Source organism: Pseudomonas sp. Tn43, assembly GCF_014192635.1.
Classification (GTDB): Bacteria; Pseudomonadota; Gammaproteobacteria; order Pseudomonadales; family Pseudomonadaceae; genus Aquipseudomonas.
Genome location: NZ_JACHYG010000021.1, coordinates 1 through 12,843, shown reverse-complemented (window position 1 = coordinate 12,843; position 12,843 = coordinate 1). Strand labels below are relative to the sequence as shown.

Below are 12,843 nucleotides of genomic sequence, written 5' to 3'. Positions count from 1 at the left end.
CGTCCCCACGCGTTTGACGTGGTGAAGTAATAAAAAAGGCGATCCATTCGGATCGCCTTTTTTATTACTTCACCACTTTCAAACTGGGTCGACCGCTGGGACGCGGCGGCTCACTGTCGGGTGGCGGAACATCATCATCCGGCTCGATCTCTTCCTCGTCTTCCAGAGGCTCCATATCGAATACCATGCCCTGACCGTTCTCCCGGGCGTAAATGCCCAGGATCGATGCGATAGGCACATACAGGGTGTGCGGCACGCCACCGAAGCGCCCCTCGAAACTGACAGCCTCGTTATCCATGTGCAGATGCCGCACGGCTGCCGGGGAAACGTTCAGGACAATCTGTCCGTCACTGGCGAAACCCTGAGGCACCTGCACCGATGGATACTCGGAATTGACCAGCATGTGCGGGGTGCAATCGTTGTCCACAATCCACTCGTAGAGCGCGCGGACCAGATAAGGTCGACTGGAGTTCATAGCGGCTCCTTAAGCCTTAGCGCATATCGCGTTCGACACCAGACAGACTCGCCTGGAAAGCCTCACGCGCAAACGAGCGCTCCATATAATCAAGCAGCGGCTTGGCAGGCCGCGGCAGTTCAATACCCAGAATCGGCAATCGCCAGAGTATTGGCAATAGGCAGCAATCCACCAGACTTTGTTCCTCACTGAGGAAAAACGGCTTGTCGGCAAACAATGGCGACACGCCTGTCAGGCTTTCGCGCAGCTCTTTACGCGCCACGACTCGGGCTGCTTCCTTGGTCCGCGAATCCAGAATCAGATCCACCAGGCCACACCAGTCACGCTGAATACGATGAATCAGCAGACGACTGTTGGCACGCGCCACGGGATAAACCGGCAGTAGCGGCGGGTGCGGGTAACGCTCATCCAGATACTCCATCACCACGGTTGATTCCCACAACGCCAGGTCACGATCGACCAGGGTGGGCAGGCTTGCGTAAGGGTTCACTTCAATCAGTTTAGGCGGCTGGCGACCAGCCTCCACGTAAATGATTTCGGCGCTGACACCCTTCTCTGCAAGTACGATGCGCACTCGGTGGGAATAGTGGTCGGCGGGGTCGGAGTAACAGGCCAACCGATTGGTCACGCCCATGGCGATCCTCCTCGCTTGTTGAAATTATCGGAAACGGAAAAACACACGCGCCCAGAGGGCGTCTCCCGTAACGCCTGGATCACCAGACTCGTTACACCTTCAGAGACGCCCCTGGGCGCGCGCGATTAACAGCAATGGCTTACAGCTTTATCAATGGACGTCTTTCCAGTATTCACGCTTGAGCAAGTAAGCGAATACGAAGAAGAACGCCAGGTACAGCAACACATAGGTACCGATGCGCTGATGCTGCAGCTTCACCGGGTTGGCCGAGTAGGCCAGGAAGGTCACCAGATTCTTGACCTTCTCATCGAACTGCTCTTCGCTCAGCGTGCCGGTTTTCGGCAATACAGTCAGTTGATCGCAGGCTTCATGGGTCAAAGCGGTGCCGGTCAGCGGATCGTATTGCTTCTTGCCGTCATCGACGACTTGAACCTGTTTGCAGCCTACCACCTGACGACCCTGCAGGCCGACAAGAACGTTAGGCATGCCGACGTTCGGGAACACTTTGTTGTTCACCCCCCATGGACGCGACGGGTCTTCATAGAACGAACGCAGATAGCCGTAGAGCCAGTCGGTGCCACGAACACGAGCCACCAGGGTCAGGTCGGGCGGCGCGGCACCGAACCAGGTCTTGGCATCGGCCGGCTGCATGCCGATGTTCATGTGATCGCCAATCTTGGCGCCGGTGAACACCAGTTTCTCAAGCATCAAATCGTGAGGAATGCCCAGGTCATCGGCGACACGCTCGTAGCGCTGGAACTTCGCGCTGTGGCAGCCCATGCAATAGTTGGCGAACGTACGCGCACCGTCCTGCATGGCCGCCTTGTCGGAAACGTCGATGTCGACCTTCTCAAGCTCCGGGCCACTGGATGTCGATGCGAAAGACAGTACGGGCATCGCCGCAAGAATCATTACAGCAAATAGCTTTTTCATCAGCCAGTCACCCTTTCCGGAACCGGTTTGGTCTTCTCGAGCCTGGTGTAGAACGGCATCAGAATGAAGTAGGCGAAGTACAGGAAGGTACATACCTGCGACAGCAATGTACGGCCTGGCGTTGGCGCCAGAACACCCAACACGCCCAGGATCACGAACGAGATGCAGAACACCCAGAGCCAGATCTTGCTCAGCCAGCCTTTGTAGCGCATCGACTTGACCGGGCTGCGATCCAGCCATGGCAGGACGAACAGCACAGCGATGGCCGCGCCCATGGCGATTACGCCCAGGAGCTTGTCCGGAACCGCCCGCAGAATGGCGTAGAACGGGGTGAAGTACCAGACCGGAGCGATGTGCTCAGGAGTCTTGAAGGCGTTCGCCACTTCAAAGTTCGGTTTCTCGAGGAAATAGCCGCCCATTTCCGGGAAGAAGAATACGATCGAGCAGAAGATGAACAGGAACACCACCACGCCGACGATATCTTTCACGGTGTAGTACGGGTGGAAAGCAATGCCGTCCAGCGGTACGCCGTTTTCGTCTTTGTACTTCTTGATGTCGACGCCATCCGGGTTGTTCGAACCCACTTCGTGCAGCGCCAGAATGTGCACCACCACCAAACCGAGGATCACGATCGGCAGGGCAACCACATGCAAGGCGAAGAAGCGGTTCAGGGTAATACCGGAAATCAGGTAGTCACCACGAATCCATTGGGTCAGGTCGTTACCGATGACCGGGATCGCACCGAACAGCGAGATGATCACCTGGGCGCCCCAGTAGGACATCTGGCCCCACGGCAGCAGATAACCCATGAAGGCCTCAGCCATCAACGCCAGGTAGATCAGCATGCCGAACACCCACACCAGCTCGCGCGGCTTCTGGTACGAACCGTAAAGCAGGCCACGGAACATATGCAGGTAAACGACGATGAAGAACATCGAAGCCCCGACTGCGTGCAACATGCGCAGGATCGACCCGTGCTCGACGTCGCGCATGATGTATTCGACGGAAGCAAACGCTTCTTCCGCCGACGGGGTGTAGCTCATGGTCAGCCAGACACCGGTAACGATCTGGTTGACCAGAACGAGCAGTGCCAGGGAGCCAAAGAAATAGAAGAAGTTGAAGTTCTTCGGGGCGTAGTACTTGCTGAGATGGTCTTCCCACATTTTGGTCGCGGGGAAGCGCGCATCAACCCAATCCATGAACTTGCTCATCACGCTTTCTCCGTATCGACGCCAATGACAATGATGTCATCGGACTCATAGGAATGCGGGGGAACTGGCAGGTTCAAAGGCGCAGGTTGCGACTTGTAGACGCGGCCAGCCAAATCGTAGTGAGAACCGTGGCAAGGGCAGAAATACCCCCCGACCCAATCCTTGCCCAGATCTGCAGGCGCCACTTCCGGACGGAAAGTCGGTGAGCAACCCAGGTGTGTGCAGATACCGATCAGCAGCAGAACTTCTGGCTTGATCGAACGCGTCACCGGGTCGACATAGGTCGGTTGCGTCGAGTTCTTGGAGGTCGGGTCAGACAGCTGGCCCTCGATCTTTTTCAGATTCCCCAGGATTTCCTCGGTACGGCGGACAATGAACACCGGCTGGCCGCGCCACTCAGCAATCATTTGCTGACCTGGCTCGATCTTGCTGACATTCACTTTCACCGGTGCACCTGCGGCTTTCGCCTTGGCACTGGGAAACCATGACCCCACGAACGGGACCGCAGCCCCCACCGCTCCTGCAGCACCCACCACGGATGTGGCTGCTACCAAGAAGCGACGCCGGCCTGCATTCACGCCGTCATTGCTCATTCAGTCCTCTCCCATCAGCTTTGTGGCCTGTTAAATCAGGCGTCTACTAAGTAAAAATCTGAACTTATAAAAATTTTGCCGAATGGTAATGAAAAGCCCCAATCCTGACAAGGTAATTACCGAGGGGCTTCACTGCCAAGCCTTGCAGTATAGGGCCTCTGCGGATGTGGCAAGTTGTCACAGCGCAATTCCTCGATAAATCGCGCCCATTAAAAAACGCCCAGCTTCGCGAGGAAACTGGGCGTTCTTCTTGAACGTGAAAGCGAATTAACGCTTCGAGTACTGCGGACGCTTACGCGCTTTACGCAGACCAACTTTCTTACGTTCAACTTCACGAGCATCGCGAGTAACGAAGCCAGCTTTGCGCAGAGCGCCACGCAGGGTTTCGTCGTACTGCATCAGTGCGCGAGTGATACCGTGGCGGATTGCGCCAGCCTGACCACTTACACCACCACCGATCACGGTGACGTAGATGTCGAACTTCTCGACAGTCTCAGTCAATTCCAGCGGCTGACGAACTACCATGCGGGCAGTTTCGCGGCCGAAGAAATTATCCAGCGAACGGTTGTTGATGGAGATGTTACCAGTACCCGGACGCAGGAAAACGCGTGCGGTTGCGGTCTTGCGACGGCCAGTGCCGTAATTTTGAGTCGCCGACATAATGAACTATTCCGTTAAAACTTCAGTTCTTGGGGCTGCTGAGCAGTATGAGGGTGTACAGCGCCCGCATAGACTTTCAGCTTACGATACATGTCGCGACCCAGCGGGTTCTTAGGCAGCATGCCTTTGACCGCGGTCTCGATCACGCGCTCAGGGGCTTTAGCGATCAGCTTTTCGAAGTTGATCGACTTGATGCCGCCCGGGAAACCGGAGTGGGAGTAGTAGATTTTGTCGGTGGTTTTAGCACCGGTTACACGAATCTGCTCGGCGTTGATAACGACGATGTAATCGCCGGTGTCAACGTGAGGAGTGTACTCAGCTTTATGCTTGCCACGCAGACGGCTCGCGATTTCGGTGGCCAGACGACCCAGGGTCTGACCTGCAGCGTCGACGACAAACCAGTCGCGCTGTACTGTTTCCGGTTTAGCAGTAAAAGTTTTCATTCTTTATAGCCTCAGGGGCCGCCCTGTAAATTAGACGGCGGATCTTACTGAATAGTGCGTACTTTGACAAGTCAAAGGCAGCCGGATACAGACGCTTTCGGGGGCTCGGGTCGGCGCGTCCGTTCAACGGCAAGATTCTTCGGCGGCGGCGCATCACTTCCACTGCAGAAAGAGGTGCGCAATTATGCAGATTGCGAAAAATATTTCAACCTGCTTTTATGATTGTTTGCCCAAGGAGCGCCCGATGGACTATCGCCAGCTAGGCCGAACCGATCTGAACGTGAGTGCAATCTGCCTTGGCACCATGACCTGGGGTGAGCAAAACAGCGAGGCTGAAGCCTTCGCCCAGATCGAACGGGCCAAGAGCGCGGGGATCAATTTCATCGACACCGCCGAGATGTATCCGGTGCCACCCAAGGCCGAAACCTACGCCACCACCGAGCGCTACATCGGTAATTACTTCAAAAGTCGCGGCGATCGCGCCGACTGGATCCTGGCGAGCAAGATCGCCGGCCCCGGCAACACCATCGACTACATCCGCGACAAAAACCTCAAGCACAATCGCGAGAACATCGTCCAGGCCGTGGATGCAAGCCTCAAGCGCTTGCAGACCGACTACATCGACCTCTATCAACTGCACTGGCCGGAACGCAGTACCAATTTCTTCGGACAGCTGGGCTACAAGCACACGAGTGAAGTCAACCTCACGCCATTGGAAGACACCCTCCAAGCATTGGACGAACAGGTCAAGGCCGGCAAGATCCGCCACATCGGCCTGTCCAACGAAACGCCATGGGGCACCATGCGCTTCCTCGCCATCGCCGAAGCCCGGGGCTGGCCGCGCGCGGTGTCGATCCAGAATCCTTACAACCTGCTCAATCGCAGTTTCGAAGTCGGCCTGGCGGAAATCGCCATCCGCGAACAGTGCGGCCTGCTCGCCTACTCGCCGCTGGCATTCGGTTTCCTGTCGGGCAAGTACGAAGGCGGCGCGCGTCCACCCAAAGGTCGCCTGAGCCTCTACAGCCGCTTCAGCCGCTACTTCAATCCTCAGTCAGAGGCAGCGTGCAGCCGTTATGTGGCACTGGCGCGTGAACACGGTCTGGATCCGGCGCAGATGGCCCTGGCCTTCGTCACCCAGCAACCGTTCGTCACCAGCAACATCATTGGTGCCACCACGCTTGAGCAACTGGACAGCAACATTGCCAGCGTCGAGCTGAAACTTTCCGACGAAGTGTTGGCGGGGATCGAGGCGATTCACCAGGACCATCCGAATCCGGCTCCTTGATCGATTCGTAAGCCCAATCGCGGGCAAGCCACGCTCCCATAGAAAATCACCGTATCCTGTGGGAGCGCGGTTTGCCGCGATGGCATCCGGCAACGCCAATCAAAGCGACCGCGCAATAATCTCCTTCATGATCTCATTGGTCCCGGCATAGATCCGCTGCACCCGCGCATCCGCCCACGCCCGGGCGATCGGGTATTCCCACATGAACCCGTAACCGCCATGCAACTGCACACACTCATCGAGCACCTTGCATTGAAGATCGGTGCCCCAGTACTTGGCCATGGCCGCTGTCGGCACGTCGAGCTTGCCTTGCAGATGCAGTTCCAGGCAGCGATCGACGAAAACCCGGCCGATCTGGATTTCGGTCGCCATTTCAGCGAGTTTGAAACGAGTGTTCTGGAAGTCGGCGATGGCCTTGCCGAAAGCCTTGCGCTCACGGGTGTAATCCAGCGTCCATTGCAACGCCGCTTCAGCTGACGCCAAACCACCCACCGCGACCGTCAGACGCTCCTGCGGCAGTTCCTGCATCAAGTAAGCGAAGCCCATCCCGGCTTGGCCCAGCAGGTTCTCCTTCGGCACCCGAACGTCCTGGAAGAACAGCTCCGAGGTGTCCTGAGCCTTCATGCCGACCTTTTCCAGACGTTTACCCTTGGCGAAGCCCGGCGTGTTGGCCTCCACCAGAAACAGACTGGTACCCTTCGCCCCCGCCTTCGGATCGGTCTTGGCCACGACAATCACCAAATCAGCCAGAAAGCCATTGGTGATGAAGGTCTTCGAACCGTTGATCACGTATTCGTCGCCATCCAGCACCGCGGTGGTTTTCACCCCTTGCAGGTCGGAACCGGCACCCGGCTCGGTCATGGCAATCGCGGTGACCATTTCGCCAGACACCAGTTTGGGCAGGTATTTGCGTTTCAGCGCTTCACTGCCGTAATGCAGGATGTAAGGCGCAACAATGTCTGAATGAAGTGAAAAACCGATCCCGGTCAGCCCCAGGCGACCGACCTCTTCGATCACCACCGCGCTGTAGAGAAAGTCTGCCCCCAGCCCGCCGTATTCCTCCGGCAGATGCGAACAAAGCATCCCCGCCTCCCCTGCCTTGTTCCAGAGCTGGCGGTCGATATAGCCTTGTTTTTCCCATTGCCCGTGGAACGGCACGGCCTCTTTTTCAAGGAACGTTCGCACGCTGTCGCGAAAAAGTTCGTGCTCGGAGCTGAACAAGGTTCTGGGAATCATGCGGCACCTGTCGTTATTGTTAGGCGGAATTGACCTTTAGAGACTAAGCCTCGCTTCAGATACAGGACACTGGACACATCCGACAAAAAATAAGACGATCCAGCCGTCTGGTGACCACTTTCCCCTATAAGAATAAAGTTGAATTATGTCTAACCAAGTCTCCACGCCCTTGCGGCGCGTCAGCATCCTGGCTATTGACCGGGTTTTCGCTTCTACCCTCATGCAAGCCAAGGATTTCTTCCATCTGGCCAGCCTGCGCTACGGCAAACAACTGGGCCACGGCCTGACACCGGCGTTTGAAACCCGGCTGGTCAGCCCCGACGGCAAACCGGTAAATAGCTTCAGCGATGTGATCATGCCGGTGGACGGTGGCCTGGAGAATGCCGACGTCATTATCCTTCCCGCCTTCTGGGACGACTTCGACACGCTCTGCAAACGTTATCCACAGGTCCTGCCATGGCTGCGTCAGCAGCATGCACGCGGCGCCGTGTTGTGTGGTGAAGCCACCGGCGTGTTCTGGCTGGCCGAGGCCGGCTTGCTCGATGGCAAGGAAGCGACGACCTACTGGCGTTTCTTCAATGCCTTTGCCGAACGCTTCCCGCAGGTTCAGCTCAATCAGGACAAACACCTGACCGACGCCGACAACCTGTATTGCGCCGGCGGTACCACTTCGGCCTGTGATCTCTACATTTATTTGATCGAGCGTTTTTGCGGCGCCAACGTGGCCCAGGCCGTGGCCCGCGACATTCTTTATGAAGTGCAGCGCAGCTATGCGCCGGGGCGGATCGGTTTCGGCGGGCAGAAACTGCACCAGGACGTGATCATCCTGCAGATCCAGCATTGGCTCGAAGAACATTTCGCCGACAAGTTCCGCTTCGAAGACGTGGCGCGCGAACACGGCATGAGCATCCGCAACTTCATGCGCCGCTTCCAGACCGCCACCGGCGACAAACCGCTGCATTACCTGCAACGACTGCGCATCGAAACCGCCAAGGGCTTGTTGTCCGGCAGCCGCAAGAGCATCAAGACCATCAGTTATGAGGTCGGCTACGACGATGCGAGCTTCTTCGCCCGGCTGTTCCGCCAGCACACCGAGTTGTCGCCGAACCAGTATCGGCAGCAGTTTCAGCAAGCGGCGTAATACTCAAATCCAACTGTGAGAGCGAGCCTGCTCGCGATAGCGGTATCACATTAAACATTGATGTGACTGACACGCCGCAATCGCCAGCAGGCTCGCTCCCACAGGGGATCTTGGTGTGCCAGAGAGTTTCTACAGCGCACAAAAAAGGGCCTGCATATGCAGGCCCTTTTTTATGTTTTCGAATTGTCTACGGCTTATGCGCCCGGGACAGGAATTCGTGTGACTGCATTTCCAGCAAACGGCTAAGCGTGCGCTGGAACTCGAAGTTCAGGCGACCGCCGGTGTAGAGGTCTTTGAGCTCGACTTCGGCGGAAATGATCAGCTTCACGTTACGATCGTAAAACTCATCGACCATGTTGATGAAGCGTCGGGCGATGTCGTCGGTGGTGACGCTCATCTGTTCGACATTGCTGAGCAACACGGCGTGGAAGATTTTACCCAGTTCGATGTAATCGTTCTGGCTGCGCGGGCCGTCGCAAAGTTCGCGGAAGTCGAACCAGGCCACGTCATCGCAGGTACGCACGGCGCGGATTTCACGGTTCTCGATCACCAGCACGTCGTTCTCGATGGCTGCCGTGCATTCCGGCGTCAAGGCGCGGAAGCTCTTGCGCAGGCTTTCCTGGGCGGCCTCGTCCAGCGGGAAGTGGAACAGTTCCGCTTGCTCAAGGTGACGCAGACGGTAATCGACGCCGCTGTCGACGTTGACGATCTCGGTGTTCTGCTTGATCAGCGCAATGGCCGGCAGAAAGCGCGCACGTTGCAGGCCGTCCTTGTACAGGCCGTCGGGCACGATGTTCGAGGTCGCGACCAGGGTCACGCCGTTCTTGAACAGCTCTTCCATCAATGTGCCAAGGATCATTGCATCGGTGATGTCAGAAACGAAAAACTCATCGAAACAGATCACTCGCGACTCGTTGGAGAAGCGCTTGGCGATGATGGTCAGCGGGTTTTTCTCGCCACCCAGAGTCTTCATCTCCTCATGCACGCGCTTCATGAAGCGGTGGAAGTGAGTACGGGTCTTTTCCTTGAATGGCAGCGCTTCGAAGAAAGTATCGACCAGGTAAGTCTTGCCGCGACCAACGCCGCCCCAGAAATACAGGCCTTTGACCGGCCCCTGGTCTTTCTTGCCAAACAGTTTACCGAGCATGCCCGGTTTGTTCTGCGAGGCCGCGACCAGGTCGTCGTACAGGCGCTGCAAATGGCGCACGGCAGTTTCCTGCGCGGCGTCATGGAAGAATTCCGGGCGTTTCAGATCAGCTTGATATCGTTCTAGGGGCGTCATAATTCGTTAGCAAGGCAACAAAAACGGGCCGTCACTGTAGCGACGGCCCGTGGGAATGGCAATCGGCCCTTGGTCGGACCGAGCCGTTGATTATTCCTGAACCGGTGTCAGGGCAACGCGCAAAGCACCGATGGCAGCATCACGAGCAGCGCTGTCGGCAAAGGCCGGGCTGTCGGCAACGCGCTCGCCTTCCAGCCAGACACTGAAGCTCAGGTCTTCACTGCGCACATCCAAGGCTTGACCGGATTGCAGTTGCTTGGTCACTTGCCCTGCGGTTTTACCATCGGCGAAGTTGCGCGACAGCAACAACTGCTCGCCATCGGCCGCCAGCAAACGGAAGCGGAAACTGCCGTCGTCTTCACGGAAGCTGACGAAGCGCGCGGCTTTTGCGGCTTTCTTCTTCGTGGTCGCTGCGACTTGGGTCTGAGCGACGAAAGAACGCAGGCCGACCGCCTCGCGCAATTCGTGGAGGAACGGCGTCGCCACCGAGCGGGCCTTTTTGGCGCCAAGCTGCAGCATGTCTTCCAGATCCGCCGGGCGTTCGATCAGTTGATGATAACGCTCGCGGGATTCACCCAATTCGCTGTCGAGCAACTGGAACAGACGATTTTTCGCCTCGCCCCAACCCAGGCCCTGGAGCAATTCGCTGCGGAATTCGTCGGATTGTGCCGGCGTAGCGAAGGCCTGGAACAAGGTGAACAGGTGCGAATTGTCCGGATCCTTGGCTTCGCCCGGGGCACGGGAGTCGGTGACGATCCGCGAAATCGCGTCTTTCATCTCTTTGGCGCTGCTGAACAACGGAATGGTGTTGTCGTAGCTCTTCGACATCTTGCGACCGTCGAGGCCCGGCAAGGTCGCGACGCTTTCCTCGATCAGCGCTTCGGGCATGGTGAAGAATTCTTTACCTTGGCCGAACAAGTGATTGAAGCGCTGGCCGATGTCCCGAGCCATTTCCACGTGCTGGATCTGGTCACGACCGACCGGCACCTTGTGGGCGTTGAACATCAGAATGTCTGCTGCCATCAACACCGGGTAGCTGTACAAGCCCATGGTGATGCCGGCGTCCGGGTCTTCGCCGGTTTCGATGTTCTTGTCCACCGAGGCCTTGTAGGCGTGCGCACGGTTGAGCAGGCCCTTGGCGGCCACGCAGGTCAGCAACCAGGTCAGCTCAGGGATTTCCGGGATGTCGGACTGGCGATAGAAGGTCACACGGTCCACGTCCAGGCCACCGGCCAGCCAGGTCGCGGCAATTTCCAGACGCGAGCGCTGGATGCGCAGCGGGTCATCGCATTTGATCAGGGCGTGGTAGTCGGCCAGGAAGTAGAACGAATCGGCATTGCTGTCATGGCTGGCGATGATCGCCGGACGGATAGCGCCGGCGTAGTTGCCCAGGTGCGGCGTGCCGGTGGTGGTGATGCCGGTGAGGATACGGGTACGAGTCGTCATGGGTAGTCGCTTGTCAGACTGCAATCAATTCGAAAGACGCGGCAGGATCAGATCCTTGAGATCGGTCAGCTTGCCATGAAAAAAGTGTCCGCATTCTGCCACTTTCAGCAGCTCATGGGGGCGCTGGAGTGCGTCGGACCAGTCGTAAACGAGCTGCGGGTCGATGACTTCGTCGGTTTCCGGCTGGATCAGGGTCAATGTACCTTGTTGCGGCAGTTGATCCTGATCGCCCAAGCGCATGACGGCGGGCGCCACCATGAACAAATGCTCGAGCTGCTCGCCGTTGGCTTCCAGACGTCCGCCGAGACTTGCTGCAACAAATCCGCCAAAGGAAAAACCGAACAGGGTCAAAGGTATTTCAGGATGCCTGGCCCGCAGCCACTGGGCCGCCGCCTGGGCATCGTCGACTTCACCCGTGCCCATGTCGTGCGAGCCTTCACTGGCGCCGACGCCACGGTAGTTGAAACGCAAAGTAATCAAGCCGGCGTCGCGCGCGGTGCGCTGCAAGGTCGAGACGACTTTGTTGAGCATGGTGCCGCCCTGCACCGGGTTCGGATGACAGATCAGCGCCAGGCCGCGCGGCTGTTCAATATCCAGGTAAAGGGCTTCCAGTTGGCCGACCGGGCCATCAATCATTACGGGGGTTTCGCGCATAAGCAAGGAAGGAACTCCGTGACCTCGAATCGGGTCGACTCGTCTAGCCAATTGTCTGTGCCAATCTATTGCGAGTGAATCGCGGTATACAGCGCAGGTTCGAGCCGTTAACGTAAAGCAAAGCCGTTTATAGAGGAAGGACTCGTGGAACACTCGCTCTTAGTTTGGTTGTTACCGACTCTTGCCCTGGTTGTGGGTGTCGCCATTGGATTTCTGATCGCTCGCCTGGTGCCGAATGCCGCGCCTAACCGCACGCAACGTCAGCTGGATGATATTCAGGAACGTTTTGACAATTATCAAAACGAAGTGATCACCCACTTCAACAGCACTGCAACACTGGTCAAGAAACTGACTCAGAGCTATCAGGAAGTGCAAGATCACCTCGCCGAGGGCGCCAATCGTCTGGCCCTGGACGAGCAGACTCGCCAACGCTTGCTGGCTGCCCTGCACGCCGACGCGGCGCAGGCTCCACGGGAACGCCTGACGCCACCGCGCGATCAGGAACCGCCTCGCGACTACGCCCCCAAAGCCCCGAACGCGCCGGGCATGCTCGATGAGCATTACGGCCTGAAGAAGTAATCAGGTTTCGCGTGACATGAAAAAGCCCTCGGATGAATGATCGTCCGGGGGCTTTTTTGTTGCTGATCCGATATCTCTGGTGCCTGTCAGGGCCTCTTCGCGGGCAAGCCCGCTCCCACAGTGTTCTTCGTCGATCACAAGATAGGGGTCAAACACAAATCCTGTGGGAGCGGGCTTGAACTGGCCTAATGATTTTGGACACTTCAATCGGGCGCTAAGATGGCGCCCAAATCTGAGGTGTGTGGATATGCGTAAATCTTATTCCAGTGAG

General features: G+C 57.4%; 14 protein-coding genes. 3 read left to right on the top strand and 11 right to left on the bottom strand.

Annotation, left to right across the window (positions count from 1 at the left end):
• Positions 1-64 precede the first annotated feature (64 nt).
• The 7 genes from FHW68_RS26465 to rplM all read right to left on the bottom strand — a co-directional run bounded on the left by FHW68_RS26465 (position 65) and on the right by rplM (position 4,949).
• Complete coding sequence (locus tag FHW68_RS26465; protein ID WP_095632533.1) at positions 65-475, bottom strand: ClpXP protease specificity-enhancing factor; 411 nt, start codon at positions 473-475, stop codon at positions 65-67.
• Positions 476-491: 16 nt separating this feature from the next.
• On the bottom strand, positions 492-1,109 hold the full coding sequence (locus FHW68_RS26460) for a glutathione S-transferase N-terminal domain-containing protein (protein ID WP_183683844.1): 618 nt from the start codon (positions 1,107-1,109) through the stop codon (positions 492-494).
• A gap of 150 nt (positions 1,110-1,259) precedes the next feature.
• On the bottom strand, positions 1,260-2,042 hold the full coding sequence (locus FHW68_RS26455; RefSeq protein ID WP_095632535.1) for a cytochrome c1: 783 nt from the start codon (positions 2,040-2,042) through the stop codon (positions 1,260-1,262).
• Positions 2,042-3,253 carry a cytochrome bc complex cytochrome b subunit gene (locus tag FHW68_RS26450; RefSeq protein ID WP_007905302.1) on the bottom strand — a complete coding sequence of 404 codons (1,212 nt, stop codon included), beginning with the start codon at positions 3,251-3,253 and terminating at the stop codon, positions 2,042-2,044. Before FHW68_RS26450 ends, FHW68_RS26455 begins: the two co-directional genes overlap by 1 nt.
• Positions 3,253-3,846, bottom strand: a complete 594-nt coding sequence (gene petA, locus FHW68_RS26445; protein WP_095632536.1) for a ubiquinol-cytochrome c reductase iron-sulfur subunit — start codon at positions 3,844-3,846, stop codon at positions 3,253-3,255. The genes FHW68_RS26450 and petA overlap by 1 nt, the downstream gene beginning before the upstream one ends.
• A 267-nt stretch (positions 3,847-4,113) precedes the next feature.
• Positions 4,114-4,506: a 30S ribosomal protein S9 gene (rpsI, locus tag FHW68_RS26440; RefSeq protein WP_002555064.1), complete on the bottom strand. Its 393-nt coding sequence runs from the start codon at positions 4,504-4,506 to the stop codon at positions 4,114-4,116.
• Between the two features lie 14 nt (positions 4,507-4,520).
• Entirely contained in the window at positions 4,521-4,949 is a 429-nt protein-coding gene (gene rplM / locus FHW68_RS26435) for a 50S ribosomal protein L13 (RefSeq protein WP_007905295.1), read from the bottom strand.
• A 244-nt stretch (positions 4,950-5,193) separates the two neighbouring features.
• Here rplM and FHW68_RS26430 point away from each other — a divergent pair, with 244 nt between their 5' ends.
• Positions 5,194-6,234, top strand: a complete 1,041-nt coding sequence (locus FHW68_RS26430; protein ID WP_183683841.1) for an NADP(H)-dependent aldo-keto reductase — start codon at positions 5,194-5,196, stop codon at positions 6,232-6,234.
• A gap of 99 nt (positions 6,235-6,333) precedes the next feature.
• Here FHW68_RS26430 and FHW68_RS26425 read toward each other — a convergent pair whose 3' ends face one another.
• The gene (locus tag FHW68_RS26425) at positions 6,334-7,470 is read right to left on the bottom strand and encodes an acyl-CoA dehydrogenase family protein (RefSeq protein ID WP_183683839.1); all 1,137 of its coding nucleotides are present in this window, start codon (positions 7,468-7,470) and stop codon (positions 6,334-6,336) included.
• A 244-nt stretch (positions 7,471-7,714) separates the two neighbouring features.
• Here FHW68_RS26425 and FHW68_RS26420 point away from each other — a divergent pair, with 244 nt between their 5' ends.
• A complete protein-coding gene (locus FHW68_RS26420) occupies positions 7,715-8,611 on the top strand; it encodes a GlxA family transcriptional regulator (RefSeq protein ID WP_173667540.1) in 897 nt (298 codons plus the stop codon).
• 187 nt (positions 8,612-8,798) lie between these two features.
• On the opposite strand, the gene zapE is transcribed toward FHW68_RS26420, so the two are convergent.
• The 3 genes from zapE to FHW68_RS26405 all read right to left on the bottom strand — a co-directional run bounded on the left by zapE (position 8,799) and on the right by FHW68_RS26405 (position 11,993).
• A complete protein-coding gene (gene zapE, locus FHW68_RS26415; RefSeq protein WP_095632540.1) occupies positions 8,799-9,893 on the bottom strand; it encodes a cell division protein ZapE in 1,095 nt (364 codons plus the stop codon).
• A 90-nt stretch (positions 9,894-9,983) separates the two neighbouring features.
• Positions 9,984-11,339 carry a tryptophan--tRNA ligase gene (locus tag FHW68_RS26410; protein WP_183683837.1) on the bottom strand — a complete coding sequence of 452 codons (1,356 nt, stop codon included), beginning with the start codon at positions 11,337-11,339 and terminating at the stop codon, positions 9,984-9,986.
• A gap of 24 nt (positions 11,340-11,363) precedes the next feature.
• Positions 11,364-11,993, bottom strand: a complete 630-nt coding sequence (locus tag FHW68_RS26405; RefSeq protein WP_183683835.1) for an alpha/beta hydrolase — start codon at positions 11,991-11,993, stop codon at positions 11,364-11,366.
• Between the two features lie 144 nt (positions 11,994-12,137).
• Here FHW68_RS26405 and FHW68_RS26400 point away from each other — a divergent pair, with 144 nt between their 5' ends.
• Positions 12,138-12,572 carry a YhcB family protein gene (locus FHW68_RS26400; RefSeq protein ID WP_095632543.1) on the top strand — a complete coding sequence of 145 codons (435 nt, stop codon included), beginning with the start codon at positions 12,138-12,140 and terminating at the stop codon, positions 12,570-12,572.
• The last annotated feature ends 271 nt before the right edge of the window (positions 12,573-12,843 follow it).

Coding starts and splice junctions, on each gene's coding strand:
- FHW68_RS26465 (WP_095632533.1), bottom strand. CDS start 475: ATGAACTCCAGTCGACCTTATCTGGTCCGCGCGCTCTACGAGTGGATT.
- FHW68_RS26460 (WP_183683844.1), bottom strand. CDS start 1,109: ATGGGCGTGACCAATCGGTTGGCCTGTTACTCCGACCCCGCCGACCAC.
- FHW68_RS26455 (WP_095632535.1), bottom strand. CDS start 2,042: ATGAAAAAGCTATTTGCTGTAATGATTCTTGCGGCGATGCCCGTACTG.
- FHW68_RS26450 (WP_007905302.1), bottom strand. CDS start 3,253: ATGAGCAAGTTCATGGATTGGGTTGATGCGCGCTTCCCCGCGACCAAA.
- petA (WP_095632536.1), bottom strand. CDS start 3,846: ATGAGCAATGACGGCGTGAATGCAGGCCGGCGTCGCTTCTTGGTAGCA.
- rpsI (WP_002555064.1), bottom strand. CDS start 4,506: ATGTCGGCGACTCAAAATTACGGCACTGGCCGTCGCAAGACCGCAACC.
- rplM (WP_007905295.1), bottom strand. CDS start 4,949: ATGAAAACTTTTACTGCTAAACCGGAAACAGTACAGCGCGACTGGTTT.
- FHW68_RS26430 (WP_183683841.1), top strand. CDS start 5,194: ATGGACTATCGCCAGCTAGGCCGAACCGATCTGAACGTGAGTGCAATC.
- FHW68_RS26425 (WP_183683839.1), bottom strand. CDS start 7,470: ATGATTCCCAGAACCTTGTTCAGCTCCGAGCACGAACTTTTTCGCGAC.
- zapE (WP_095632540.1), bottom strand. CDS start 9,893: ATGACGCCCCTAGAACGATATCAAGCTGATCTGAAACGCCCGGAATTC.
- FHW68_RS26410 (WP_183683837.1), bottom strand. CDS start 11,339: ATGACGACTCGTACCCGTATCCTCACCGGCATCACCACCACCGGCACG.
- FHW68_RS26405 (WP_183683835.1), bottom strand. CDS start 11,993: ATGCGCGAAACCCCCGTAATGATTGATGGCCCGGTCGGCCAACTGGAA.